Source organism: Candidatus Pelagibacter sp. HIMB1505, assembly GCF_052047915.1.
GTDB lineage: Bacteria > Pseudomonadota > Alphaproteobacteria > Pelagibacterales > Pelagibacteraceae > Pelagibacter > Pelagibacter communis_A.
In genome coordinates, this window is record NZ_JBNAIR010000001.1 from 863,547 (window position 1) to 876,142 (window position 12,596).

The window sequence follows — 12,596 nt, forward strand, 5'->3', positions numbered from 1 at the left end:
GTATCTAATAAGTGAGTCAGAAAAAATCAGCTGAAAACATAATTAATTGGGAATTAGTTGCAATCAACCCAAACAATAAAGTTTGGAATTGGAAAGATTTATTTTATTTCTGGGGTGTCAATGTTCAAAGTGTTATAGGATTCTCATTAATAGCTTCTCTATATACCATCTATAGCTTAAATTTTTTTGTAGTTTTTTTTGGGACTTTATTAGGCTCACTACTTGTTTATTTCTTTTCTAATTTAATAGGCAAACCATCACAAAAATATGGATTACCTTTTGCAACAATTTTAAGAACCTCCTTAGGGTATAGTGGAGCAAGATTTTTTGGATTTATAAGAAGTATTGTTGGAATTTTTATGTTTGGTATTCAAACATATTTTATCTCTAAAGCCATTAGTTATCTAATTAGAATATTGATTTTTAGTATTGATAATTCTTTTTTAGATAAGGATATATTTCTAATATTTTTACTTGGTTTAAATATTATTGATTGGTTTTCTCTTATTATGTCAATCATTTTTCAAACTTACTTATTTAGCAAGGGAATGGTTTTTAATAAAAAATTAATAAAAATTTCGGCTATCTCTGTTTACAGCGGAATGATTATTTTTTTTGGTATTGTTTTGTTTTCAGACACAAAATTAGCGATAAATGCTTTTGTACAAATATTAGATTTTAAAAATTTTATTAACCTTAATAATTTTTTTCCATTGATAACTGTAGCTGGAACAATATTTGCATATTTTTCAATTATCATAGTAAGTTATGGTGATTTTTCGCGATATGTAAAAAATGAAAAACAATTAAGTTATGGAAATATAAGTTTATTAATTAACTTAATAATATTCTCTTTTTTTGCTGTATTTATTGTTACAGGATCAGACGTTTTTTTAAATCAACAGTTCGAAGATATTGATAGAATATTTACAAACCCAACAGATATAATCGGTAAACTTAATAATTTACAAATAACAACAATTGTGTTGTTTTTTATAATAATTGCTTCAGCTTCAACAAATTTAGTAGCAAATCTTATTCCCTCTCAATATTCATTAATTAATTTTAAACCAGGAAAATTAAATTTGAAGTCAGCTAGTTATACTATAGGTTTTTTAGGATTTATTGTTTCTTTGCTGTGGCCAACTTTATTAAGTCAAATTGGTATCCTTTCATTTGTGGATACTTTTGGATCTTTTTTTGGACCTATCTGTGGGGTTATGATTATTAACTATTTTGTAATTAATCATTCTGAAATTAATATAAAAGATATACATTTAGCATCATCTAATAGTTCATTTCATTTTTCAAATGGCTGGGACATAAAAGCATTATATTCAATCTTAATTGGTTTTATATTTTCATCTTCCACAATTTGGAATTTAAACTTAATGTTTTTACAATCTTATGCATGGATTATTGGTGTTTTATTTTCATCATTAACTTATTATTTGTTAAAAAAAGATTAAATAAATGAACAAAAATAATTTTAATTTTAAAGGAAGAACTGCAATTGTAACAGGTGGAGGACAAGGTTTTGGTTTGGATGTTGCAAAAAGATTTTTAGAAGGAGGTGCTAAAGTCATTATTTGGGATATTGATCAAAATCTTTTAGATGAAGCTGTTAAAGAATTAAATAGTGAAAACTTAACTTCACAAAAGGTTGATATTTCAAATTATAAAGAAGTTGAAGAAACAGTTAAAGGCATTACCTTAAATAACAATATTGATATTCTTATAAATAATGCTGGTATCACTGGACCTACAGGCCCTCTCTGGGAATACGATGTTGAAATGTGGAAAAAAATAGTTGATATAAATTTAGTTGGAACCTTCAATTGCTGCAGAACTATTGTTCCTAATATGATTAAGAATAACTATGGAAGAATAGTCAATGTAGCATCAGTAGCTGGTAAAGATGGAAATGCAAATGCAAGTGCTTACAGCTCAGGTAAAGCTGGAGCTATTGGTCTAACGAAATCACTTGGAAAAGAATTGGCTGATAAAAATATTGCTGTAAATGCAGTTACACCTGCTGGTGCAAAAACCCGTATTTTAGAGCAAATGAGCAAAGAACATGTTCAAAGAATGCTTTCAAAAGTTCCTAGAGGAAGATTTTTAGAAATATATGAATTTACCTCACTTGTATGCTGGTTGGCATCCGAAGAAAATTCTTTTTCTACTGCAGCAGTATTTGATATTAGTGGAGGAAGATCTACCTATTAGATTATTGGTGCAAAAATTATAAATGACCAATAAATAATTAAAATAAAAGCTGTAATTGTCTGCATATACTTTATTTAATCTTTTAATTTGCATATTGATTGTCGAAATTTTGTCAAAAACATGTATTAGACATTTAAAATGAAAAATATTTTTAAAATACTCTTTCTAATAACACTCTTCTCAGGGCCAGTAGTAGGTGAAAATATTTATATATTTGATTTCACAGAACAAGAGTTATCAGAATTAGATGTAAGAAAAGTTAGAGGTGCAGACAATAATACAGTATATACTGTTGGATCTAATGAAAGTGGAAATTATTTAAAAGCTGTAGCAAATAATGCTGCATCAGGTTTAGGTAAAGAGGTCAAAATAGATCTAAATAAAACACCTTTCATTAATATAACTTGGAAAATAGAAAAAGATTTACCTGGAATAAAAGAAAATACGAAAAAAGGACATGATTTTGCAGCTAGAGTTTTTGTGATAAAAAAAACTGGAGCTACGCCACTTTCAAATAGAGCAATTAACTATGTGTTTTCAAGTAATAATGAAATAGGATTTAATTCACCAAGTCCATATACTAAAAAATCAATTGATAATGTTTTGGCTAGTACAAAAAAAAATCCTGATGAGTGGGTCACAGTAAAAGCAAATGTTAAAGAAGATTTTAAAAGGTTTCATGATTTAGATGTGAATGAACTAGATGGGTTGGCAATAATGTCAGATACTGACAATTCAAAAATGAAAGCAATAGCTTATTATCAAAATATATACTTTTCAGAGAACTAATTATAATTTTAAGAATTTTTTCATAGCTATATTTAATAAAGATAAAATAACAGCAACCAAAACATCTTCCAGAGGACTAGCATTAGGAAAACCAAAATTCCATGCAATAACCATTATTAACCATATTATAAAAATATTCATAAAATCCTTTTATATTACAAAACAATAAAATAATAATGTAACAAATATATTTAATATCATGCATGAAAATTTTTTTCACAAATTAAAAGTTTATTATGAAGACACAGACTCTGGTGGAGTAGTTTATTATGCCAATTATCTAAAATTTTTAGAAAGAGCAAGAACAGAGTCGCTATTTAAGATTGGCTTCAGTAACAAGAAAATTAAAGAACAGTTTAAATCTTTAATAATAGTTAAGTCATGTAATATTGAGTTCAAAAGATCTGCATATTTAGAAGATGAATTAACAATAAGATCTTTTGTAAAATCAATAACAAAAACCTCTTTTTTTATGAATCAAATAATTACAAGAGGAGAAGATATAATTGTAGAGGCTCAGATACATTTAGTTTTTGTAAGTACAGAAGGTAAACCAGTTAAAATTCCTCAAGAGATTTTTTTAAAATTCAAACCTTATTTTTGTGACACTATTAAAATTTAGCAAGATTTTTTGCTTTATAGAACAATCTATTTAATTTGTTTTGATTTATTAATCTTGTATTAACATTTCTAGGACTTGGATGGTATGAAGGTATCAATATACGTCCATCAGGTAATTTATATTTTCTACCATGTTTAAAAACAAATTTAAGTGTTATTGGATATTTTTTTTTATAATATTTTATACAATTATCAAAAGCTACTTTGCCAAGAGTAACAATTACTCTTAAATTTTTCAAAAATTCAAGCTCAGAGCTAAAATAATTGGAGCAGTTATTAATTTCAATATTTGTAGGTCTATCATCGGGAGGGACACATTTTAAAATATTTGTGATAAAAGTTGATTGTAATTTTAATCCATCATTTAAATTTATTGAAAAATTTTGATTTGAAATTTTTGTTTGATAAAGAGTTTTAAAAAGAAAATCACCAGATTTGTCTCCAGTAAATGCTCTACCAGTTCTTGTACCACCGTGTGCTGCTGGTGCTAATCCAATTATTAATAATTTTGCATTTTTTTCACCAAAACCAGGTACTGGTTTACCCCAATACTTCTCATTAATATTTTGTTTTCTTTTTTTTGTTTTTATTTTTTTTATGAAATTAATTAATCTCGGACATTTTTTGCATTTTATTATTGTATTATTCAGCTTTTTAATTTTAATGTTCATTGATGAAAATTATTAAACTTATATTTATTATTTTTATTATTCTATCATCATCTCTTAAAGCTGAAATAAATAATGATTTATTAAATACTCTTAAGGACGGAAATAAATTAATATTTATAAGACATGCCTATGCTCCTGGGGGTGGTGATCCTGATAATTTTGATATTAAAGATTGTAGCACTCAAAGAAATTTAAGTGAAAGTGGGCGACAACAAGCTACCAATATTGGTAATTTTTTTATAAAAAATAAAATATCTTTTGAAGCAGTATATTCCAGTGAATGGTGCAGATGCAAAGAAACTGCTGAAATTGCATTTAAGGATTTTAAAACAAAAAGTTTTCTAAATTCCTTTTTTAGTCAAAAATTCGCAAAAAACAAAAAGAAACAAATTGCAGATTTAAATAAATTTGTAGGAAATTTGAAAAGTTCTGGAAATATAGTGTTTGTAACGCATTATGTTTTAATTTCAGAAACATTAAATTACGCTCCAAGTTCTGGAGAAATAGTAATAGCTGATAAAAAATTTAATAAGATTGCTAGTTTTGAAATTGAATATTAAAATAAAATTATGTCATCTAAAAAAGCAATGAAACAAGCACAGAAACAAGCTTTTGCAAAACATAGAAGCAATATTGTTAACTCAAGATTTAACTCAAAAAATAAAAGTTTAATAAATAAAAAGAATAAGAAAAACTAACTTTCTTTTTTAAATCTTTCAATTTTTTTACAAGTGGACAGTAAATCAATACCTTCCTCATTATTAATTACTGTTTTAATCTTTATTTCTGGATTATTTTCTTCAAAAACTAATTGAGTATAAAACTGTGGATATCCTAGTTTTTCAGTTAAAATTTTGTTTCCATCTTTATAGATCAATCTTTCTATCTTGTTCTTTTTTTTAACTGTTAGATCTGTAATTCTATATTGTTTGAATGTTTTATCATTAAATACATAATTTCTTATCATTAATGATTGCTCAAGATCTAAAATGTATTCATTTTTTAAAAAACCATCTTTATTGTTTTCACATGAGCTAAGAATAATTTTTTCTGCTAAAGAATTTGATATTGATAAAATAAAAAAAACTAAAGTGATAATGCTAGTTTTTTTCATTTTTTTCAGTAATGAAAAGACCAATTAATAATAGTGTTGTCCAACCAATTCCTAGAAGAGCTTTTGGACTCGTTTCTGCACTCCATAAATCTAGCACAACTGCACCAAAGATTAATCCTAGAATATAAATAATTATTAAAATTGTTGATTTACTCATTTTTTATTTAATTCTTTTTTATACAAAGATATCCCATTTTCAATTTTATAAGTGTATGATTCTTCAAAACTTTCAAGTTGCCAACCATTTAATCGACTTTTAATTTCTATTATATTTTCTTTTTTCCATTCATCAGATGTATCTTCAAGCTTCCAAATTTTTTTTTCTTCATTGTTTCTTCCACATCCGTAACAATAACCTGTTTTAGGATCTGTTCTACAAATGCTTATGCATGGTGAAATAATCATAACTAAATTGTTTATTTATAAAGTATTTTATCAAAATTACATAATATTTGTCATTGGACAAATATATTCAATAATATATAAAACCATTAATTTTGTGGGGCGATGGCGGAATTGGTAGACGCGTTGGTCTTAGGAACCAATATGGCAACATGTGAAGGTTCGAGTCCTTTTCGCCCTACCACTTATAATTATGAAAGTTACTGTAGAAAATAAAAAAGGTCTTAACAAAGATGTAAAAGTTTTCATCGATAAGGAAACTATGTCTTCTTATATGGATAAAAAGTATGAAGAAATCAAAAGTACAGTGAATTTAAAAGGTTTTAGACCAGGAAAAGTTCCTAAAGAAATTTTAAAAAGACAATTTGGTAAAGCTGTATTTAGCGAAGTTTTAGATAAAGTACTAAAAGATACATCAACCAAAGCCTTAGAAGAAAACAAAATTAAACCTGCTGGTCAACCAAAGCTAGATTTAAAAACTTATGGTGAAGATAAAGAGCTTGAATATATTTTATCAGTTACAGAATTACCTAAAATAGATATTAAATCAATTACAGATATAAAATTTGATCAATACACTGTAAAAATTGATGCTTCAGAAGCAGACAAAAGAATTAAAGAGATTGCTAAAAATCAACCAAACTTCAAAGAGGCCACAGCTGACACTAAAGCAAAAGAAGGAGACTTGGTTGTTTTAGATTATAATGCAACAGTAGAAGGGAATTCATTTAAAGGAAGTGAAGGTAAAAACACTCAATTAACACTTGGAAAAGATTTGTTTTTGAAAGGTTTTGATAAACAATTAATTGGAGTTAAGAAAAATGAAACAAAAATTGTTGAAGCAACTTTACCTGAAAATTTTCCAGAGAAAGAACTTGTAAATAAAAAAGCTAAATTTGAATGTAAAATTACTTCTGTAAAAAATCCTGAAGACGTAAAAATTGATGATGAATTTGCAAAAAACTTAGGTGCTAAAGATTTAGAAGATTTAAAGAAATTAGTTTCTAATCAAATTAATGATGAATACAAAAACTCATTAGATAGATTGTCAAAAAATCAGATACTAAAAGAATTAGAAAAATTTAAGGTTGATGAAATACCTGAAAACTTAATTGATGAAGAGGTTAAAATTTTGTCGCAAGGTATGAGTGAAGAAGATGCTAAGAAAAGTAGAAAAAATTTTGAAGAGGTGGCAAAAAAAAGAATTAAAACTGGTTTAATTTTAAATGAATTTGGTGAGCAAAATCAAATTAAAGTAAACGAACAAGAATTACAGGCTGAGATACAAAAACAATTAAGAATGATGCCTGGTCAAGAAAAAATGGTTATGGATTTCTATCAAAAAAATCCTTCTGCAGTCGCAAGTCTTAGAGGAACAGTTTATGAAGAAAAAATTATAAGCTTAATCAAAGATAAGGCCAAAGCAAATAAAAAAGAAATTTCAAAAGATGAAGCTGAAAAAATTTTAAAGGCATCACAAAATCAGACAGATGATACTGAGATAAAAAGTAAGGAAGCAAAATCTGAAACAACTAAATCATCCTCAAAATCATCAAAAGCAAAAACTTCAGCTAAAAAAACTTCAGAGAAATCATCAAAAGCAAAAACTTCCTCAAAAAAAGTTAGTAAAAAGTAATCTGAAGTTGTATAAACAACTCGAATCATTTTTATGAGCAAAATTTCTGAACATATGAGCAATCTTGTACCAATGGTTGTTGAACAATCTAGCAAAGGTGAAAGAGCTTATGATATTTACTCTAGACTTCTTAAAGAGAGAATTATTTTCCTAACAGGTCAAATCAATGATAATGTTGCATCTTTAGTTACTGCTCAACTTTTATTTCTAGAAGCCGAAGATCCAAAAAAAGAAATTTATTTATATATTAATAGCCCTGGAGGATTAGTAACAGCTGGGCTAGGGATCTATGATACAATGCAATACATTAAACCAGAGATTAGCACGTTATGTATAGGACAAGCAGCATCGATGGGCTCCTTTCTTCTTGCAGCAGGCGCAAAGGGTAAAAGATTTTCATTACCAAATTCTAGAATTATGGTCCACCAGCCTTCAGCTGGGTTCCAAGGCCAAGCAACAGATATAGAAATCCATGCAAATGAAGTTCTTTCATTAAAAAAAAGATTAAATGAAATCTATTCTAAACATACTGGTAAAAGTGTAGATGAAATAAAAAATGCTCTAGAAAGAGATAACTTTATGACATCTGAAACGGCAAAATCCTTTGGTTTGATAGATGAAGTTGTAGAAAAAAGATCCTAATACACAATATATTGAAGTCAGTTAATTTGAAACTTGATATCAATGAGTCTCTTATAATAAAGTAATGAAATTGATTCGTTTTAAAGTTTATGAACACAAATAATAAAAATATTTTGTATTGCTCATTTTGTGGCAAAAGTCAGCATGAAGTTAGAAAGCTTATAGCTGGACCAACTGTATTTATTTGTGATGAATGTGTTGAACTCTGTATGGATATTATTAAGGAGGAAAATAAAGATACATTTGTAAAACACCAAGATGGACTTCCTTCACCAAAAGAAATTTGTACTGTTTTAGATGATTATGTAATTGGCCAAGCGCACGCTAAAAAAGTTTTATCAGTAGCAGTTCATAACCATTACAAAAGATTAAATTATGAAAATAAAACAAGTAAAAATGTAGAACTTGCTAAATCAAATATTTTATTAGTTGGTCCTACAGGTTGTGGAAAAACTTTATTAGCACAAACACTTGCTAGAATTTTGGATGTTCCTTTCACAATGGCTGATGCGACTACTTTAACAGAAGCTGGTTATGTAGGTGAAGATGTTGAGAATATAATTTTAAAATTACTTCAGGCAGCTGATTATAATGTAGAGAAAGCCCAAAGAGGAATAGTTTATATAGATGAGGTTGATAAAATTAGCAGAAAATCAGAGAATCCATCTATTACTAGAGATGTTTCTGGTGAAGGTGTTCAACAAGCTTTACTAAAGATAATGGAAGGAACAGTTGCCAGTGTTCCTCCTCAAGGTGGAAGAAAACATCCTCAACAAGAATTTTTACAGGTTGATACAACAAATATTTTATTCATTTGTGGTGGTGCTTTTGCTGGTTTAGATAAAATTATTTCTCAAAGAGACAAAGGAACATCTATAGGATTTGGAGCTGATGTTAAAAACACACAAGATAAAAAAACCGGTGAATGGATGAAAAGTCTAGAGCCCGAAGATATGTTAAAGTATGGATTGATACCTGAATTTATAGGAAGACTGCCAATGATTGCAACTTTGGAAGATCTAGATGAAAAATCTCTAATCAAAATTTTACAAGAGCCTAAAAATTCTTTAACAAAACAATATCAAGAATTATTCAAACTTGATGGTGCTAAGTTAACATTTAAAGAAAATGCACTGAAGGAAATTGCTCAAAAAGCAATTAGTAAAAAAACTGGTGCTAGAGGTTTGAGATCAATCTTAGAAAATATTTTATTAAAAACTATGTTTGATTTACCTAGTCAAGATAACATTGAAGAGGTAATTGTTGATGCGTCAGCTGTAAAAGGTCATACTCAGCCAATTTTAGTCCATTCAAAAGGTGAGACTAAAACTAAAAATAATAAAACATCAGCGGCTTAATAACTCTAATAACTTCCAAAAAGCTATTGCAAATTCTAATTTAATATCCATATTTAATGAATGGATGTTAAAATTTCACTACCACTATTACCTTTAAGAGACATAGTCGTCTTCCCAAGTATGGTAATACCCTTGTTTGTTGGGAGAGATAAATCTATCTCTGCTTTAAATGAGGTAATGAAAAAAGATAAGAAAATCATCTTAGTAACTCAAAAAAATTCTGAAATAGACGATCCAAAAAAAACAGATGTCTTTATGTATGGATGTGAAGGAAGCATCTTACAACTTTTAAAACTACCCGATGGAACAGTTAAAGTCTTGGTCGAGGGTGTAAAAAGAGTTAAAATATTAGATTTCAAAGATAATGAAAAATTTATCACATGTGAATACACCCCATACAATGATGTTGTTGTTAAAGATGAAGACCTTTATCCTTTAGCAGCTACAGCTATCAGAAGATTAGAAAAACTTACTTCAATAAACAAGAAAGTTTCAACTGAAACAATTAATACAATAAAACAGCTCAAAGATCCTTCCCAGATAGCTGATAATATAGCATCTCACTTAACTGCAACTATTTCTGAAAAACAACAAATATTCGAAACTGTTGATGTAAAAAAGAGATTGAACTCCATAATTAAGATTATGGAAAATGAAACCAGTATTATTGGTGTTGAAAAAAGAATTCGAGGTCGAGTTAAAACTCAAATGGAAAAAACTCAAAGAGAATATTATTTAAATGAACAGCTTAAAGCTATTCAAAAAGAGCTTGGTGAAATTGAAGATGGCAAAGATGAGAATACAAGTCTAAACAAATCAATTCTAAAAGCTAAGATGCCTAAAGATGTTGAGAAAAAATGTCTTCAGGAATTAAAGAAATTAAAAAATATGAGTCCAATGTCTGCTGAGGCTACTGTTGTGAGAAATTACCTTGATTGGATGATAGAACTTCCTTGGCATAAAAAAAGTGAGGTAGCTATTGATTTAGCTAAAGCTTTAGATGTTCTTGATAAAGATCACTATGGATTAGAAAAAATTAAAGAGAGAATTATTGAGTTTTTGGCAGTTCAAAAAAGAATGGAAAAAATTAAAGGCCCAATATTATGTTTAGTTGGTCCTCCTGGTGTTGGAAAAACTTCTTTAGGAAAATCTATAGCAAAAGCTACAAACAGAGAATTTGTGAGAATGTCTGTTGGTGGAATGAGAGATGAAGCTGAGATACGTGGTCATAGAAGGACTTATATTGGTTCCCTACCGGGTAAGATTATTCAAATGATGAAAAAAGCAGGCACAAAAAATCCTTTAATTTTACTAGATGAGATTGATAAAATTGGAAATGATTACCGAGGAGATCCTTCATCAGCTTTATTAGAGGCTCTGGATCCAGAGCAAAACACTACTTTTAATGATCATTATTTAGAAGTTGATTATGATTTATCAGATGTAATGTTTGTAACAACAGCAAACACTCTAAATATACTTCCTCCATTACTAGATAGAATGGAAGTTATAAGATTAGCTGGTTACACTGAAGATGAAAAAATTAGCATTGCCAATAAATATTTGTTGCCAAAACAAATAAAAGATAATGGTGTTAAAGAAAATGAGATGAAACTTGAAGATAATGTTATTCAAGAAGTAATCAGAAGTTATACAAAAGAATCTGGTGTTAGAAATTTAGAAAGAGAAATTTCAAAACTTGCAAGAAAAGTTGTTAAAAAGGTTGTAGCTGGTGAAAAAGACAAGGTTGAAATCAATAAAGATAATCTTTCAGATTTTTTAGGTGTTGCTAAATATAAATTTGGTGAATTAGAACCTAAAGATAAAGTTGGAATTGTAACAGGTTTGGCCTGGACTGAATATGGTGGTGAGATTTTAAAAATTGAAACTGTAACAATGCCTGGTAAAGGCAGAATGCAAATAACAGGTAAATTAGGGGATGTAATGCAAGAGTCTGTCAAAGCTGCAAAATCATTTGTTAGATCTAAATGTTTAGAATACGGAATTATTCCGCCTTTGTTTGAGAAAAAAGATTTTCATATTCACGTTCCTGAGGGAGCTACTCCTAAAGATGGACCATCAGCTGGTATAGGTATGGTTACATCAATAGTTTCATCATTAACAAATATTCCAGTTAGACGAGACATTGCAATGACAGGTGAAGTTACAATTACAGGTCAGGTACTCCCAATTGGTGGCCTTAAAGAAAAATTATTAGCGGCTCATAGAGCAGGAATTAAAGAGGCAATTATTCCGAAAGAAAATGAAAAAGACTTAATTGATATGCCAAAAAAAATTATTGATGAAATAAAAATTACTCCAGTAGAATTTGCCGATCAAGTTCTAAAGATCGCTCTAACCAAAGAGCTAAAAAGAACTGAATGGGTTGAGGTAGATTTGAGTAAAAAAGACGATAAATCTCAAGCTAGTATTCAATAATAAATAATTTACTTTGTAGTCTCGTTGATGTAATAGTACCGATATTTTGGGGCGGTTAGCTCAGTTGGTAGAGCATCTCGTTTACACCGAGGGGGTCAAAGGTTCGAGTCCTTTACTGCCCACCAAAATAATTAAAAGTGGGGGTGTAGCTCAGTTGGTTAGAGCGATCGCCTGTCACGCGATAGGTCGAGGGTTCGAGTCCCTTCACTCCCGCCACTTTCATAATATAATTTTTCCATTAAAATAGAGCATTATAAGTTGTGTATATTTACTATAATGTGACCTAACTACACTTCATCACGCAATAAAAACTGATATATAACTCATTATGTTTCCAGAATTTTTACAAGAATATTTACCAATTATACTTTTCTTAATAATTGCCTTAGGTTTAAGTTGTGCTTTTGTTGTTGTAAATTTTATTCTTTCACCAAAAAACCCAGATCCAGAAAAATTATCAGCATATGAATGTGGCTTTGAACCTTTTGAAGACTCAAGAATGGAGTTTGATGTGAGATTTTATCTTGTAGCAATTCTTTTTATTATTTTTGATTTAGAAATTGCATTTCTTTTTCCATGGGCGATTTCACTTGGTAACATTGGTTTATTAGGTTTTGTATCAATGATGATTTTTTTATTCATACTTACAATTGGTTTCATTTATGAATGGAAAAAAGGTGCTTTGGATTGGGAATAGA

The 12,596-nt window shown here is 28.6% G+C and carries 16 protein-coding genes and 3 tRNA genes; 14 read left to right on the plus strand and 5 right to left on the minus strand.

Features of this window, described 5'->3' with window-relative positions; genetic code table 11:
• Positions 1–11 precede the first annotated feature (11 nt).
• From ACTTAU_RS04510 to ACTTAU_RS04520, 3 genes are all read left to right on the plus strand, one after another.
• Positions 12–1,469, plus strand: a complete 1,458-nt coding sequence (locus tag ACTTAU_RS04510; protein ID WP_438305156.1) for a cytosine permease — start codon at positions 12–14, stop codon at positions 1,467–1,469.
• A gap of 4 nt (positions 1,470–1,473) precedes the next feature.
• Positions 1,474–2,226, plus strand: coding sequence for an SDR family NAD(P)-dependent oxidoreductase (locus ACTTAU_RS04515; RefSeq protein WP_438305155.1), 753 nt, complete (start codon positions 1,474–1,476; stop codon positions 2,224–2,226).
• A gap of 138 nt (positions 2,227–2,364) precedes the next feature.
• Positions 2,365–3,015: a DUF3047 domain-containing protein gene (locus tag ACTTAU_RS04520; RefSeq protein ID WP_438305154.1), complete on the plus strand. Its 651-nt coding sequence runs from the start codon at positions 2,365–2,367 to the stop codon at positions 3,013–3,015.
• On the opposite strand, the gene ACTTAU_RS04525 is transcribed toward ACTTAU_RS04520, so the two are convergent.
• A complete protein-coding gene (locus ACTTAU_RS04525) occupies positions 3,016–3,156 on the minus strand; it encodes a hypothetical protein (RefSeq protein ID WP_438305153.1) in 141 nt (46 codons plus the stop codon).
• 58 nt (positions 3,157–3,214) lie between these two features.
• On the opposite strand from ACTTAU_RS04525, the gene ACTTAU_RS04530 reads away from it, so the two are divergent.
• Positions 3,215–3,637 carry a YbgC/FadM family acyl-CoA thioesterase gene (locus ACTTAU_RS04530; protein WP_438305152.1) on the plus strand — a complete coding sequence of 141 codons (423 nt, stop codon included), beginning with the start codon at positions 3,215–3,217 and terminating at the stop codon, positions 3,635–3,637.
• Here ACTTAU_RS04530 and ACTTAU_RS04535 read toward each other — a convergent pair.
• A complete protein-coding gene (locus ACTTAU_RS04535) occupies positions 3,627–4,307 on the minus strand; it encodes a uracil-DNA glycosylase (protein WP_438305151.1) in 681 nt (226 codons plus the stop codon). The two genes, ACTTAU_RS04530 and ACTTAU_RS04535, sit on opposite strands and share 11 nt — an antisense overlap.
• Positions 4,308–4,309: 2 nt before the next feature.
• Here ACTTAU_RS04535 and ACTTAU_RS04540 point away from each other — a divergent pair, with 2 nt between their 5' ends.
• Both ACTTAU_RS04540 and ACTTAU_RS04545 read left to right on the plus strand, forming a co-directional pair.
• Complete coding sequence (locus ACTTAU_RS04540; RefSeq protein ID WP_438305150.1) at positions 4,310–4,867, plus strand: histidine phosphatase family protein; 558 nt, start codon at positions 4,310–4,312, stop codon at positions 4,865–4,867.
• A gap of 9 nt (positions 4,868–4,876) precedes the next feature.
• Complete coding sequence (locus ACTTAU_RS04545) at positions 4,877–5,005, plus strand: hypothetical protein (RefSeq protein WP_255372280.1); 129 nt, start codon at positions 4,877–4,879, stop codon at positions 5,003–5,005.
• On the opposite strand, the gene ACTTAU_RS04550 is transcribed toward ACTTAU_RS04545, so the two are convergent.
• From ACTTAU_RS04550 to ACTTAU_RS04560, 3 genes are read right to left on the minus strand one after another with little or no spacing between them, the layout of a single operon-like run.
• Complete coding sequence (locus ACTTAU_RS04550) at positions 5,002–5,421, minus strand: hypothetical protein (RefSeq protein WP_438305148.1); 420 nt, start codon at positions 5,419–5,421, stop codon at positions 5,002–5,004. The two genes, ACTTAU_RS04545 and ACTTAU_RS04550, sit on opposite strands and share 4 nt — an antisense overlap.
• On the minus strand, positions 5,408–5,578 hold the full coding sequence (locus ACTTAU_RS04555) for a hypothetical protein (RefSeq protein WP_172819945.1): 171 nt from the start codon (positions 5,576–5,578) through the stop codon (positions 5,408–5,410). Before ACTTAU_RS04555 ends, ACTTAU_RS04550 begins: the two co-directional genes overlap by 14 nt.
• Positions 5,575–5,826, minus strand: a complete 252-nt coding sequence (locus ACTTAU_RS04560) for a DUF1289 domain-containing protein (protein WP_438305146.1) — start codon at positions 5,824–5,826, stop codon at positions 5,575–5,577. The genes ACTTAU_RS04555 and ACTTAU_RS04560 overlap by 4 nt, the downstream gene beginning before the upstream one ends.
• Positions 5,827–5,922: 96 nt before the next feature.
• Between ACTTAU_RS04560 and ACTTAU_RS04565 the strand changes: the two genes are divergently transcribed.
• The 8 genes from ACTTAU_RS04565 (at position 5,923) to ACTTAU_RS04600 (ending at position 12,595) form a co-directional block, all read left to right on the plus strand.
• Positions 5,923–6,007, plus strand: a tRNA-Leu gene (locus ACTTAU_RS04565).
• 9 nt (positions 6,008–6,016) lie between these two features.
• Entirely contained in the window at positions 6,017–7,459 is a 1,443-nt protein-coding gene (gene tig / locus ACTTAU_RS04570; RefSeq protein ID WP_438305144.1) for a trigger factor, read from the plus strand.
• A 33-nt stretch (positions 7,460–7,492) separates the two neighbouring features.
• A complete protein-coding gene (gene clpP, locus ACTTAU_RS04575; protein ID WP_438305142.1) occupies positions 7,493–8,101 on the plus strand; it encodes an ATP-dependent Clp endopeptidase proteolytic subunit ClpP in 609 nt (202 codons plus the stop codon).
• Positions 8,102–8,190: 89 nt separating this feature from the next.
• The gene (gene clpX / locus ACTTAU_RS04580) at positions 8,191–9,459 is read left to right on the plus strand and encodes an ATP-dependent Clp protease ATP-binding subunit ClpX (RefSeq protein WP_438305140.1); all 1,269 of its coding nucleotides are present in this window, start codon (positions 8,191–8,193) and stop codon (positions 9,457–9,459) included.
• A 60-nt stretch (positions 9,460–9,519) separates the two neighbouring features.
• Positions 9,520–11,898, plus strand: coding sequence for an endopeptidase La (lon, locus tag ACTTAU_RS04585; RefSeq protein ID WP_438305139.1), 2,379 nt, complete (start codon positions 9,520–9,522; stop codon positions 11,896–11,898).
• A 49-nt stretch (positions 11,899–11,947) separates the two neighbouring features.
• Positions 11,948–12,023: transfer RNA gene (locus ACTTAU_RS04590), tRNA-Val, on the plus strand.
• A 14-nt stretch (positions 12,024–12,037) separates the two neighbouring features.
• Positions 12,038–12,114, plus strand: a tRNA-Asp gene (locus ACTTAU_RS04595).
• A 112-nt stretch (positions 12,115–12,226) separates the two neighbouring features.
• Positions 12,227–12,595, plus strand: a complete 369-nt coding sequence (locus ACTTAU_RS04600; protein ID WP_438305137.1) for an NADH-quinone oxidoreductase subunit A — start codon at positions 12,227–12,229, stop codon at positions 12,593–12,595.
• Position 12,596 lies beyond the last annotated feature (1 nt).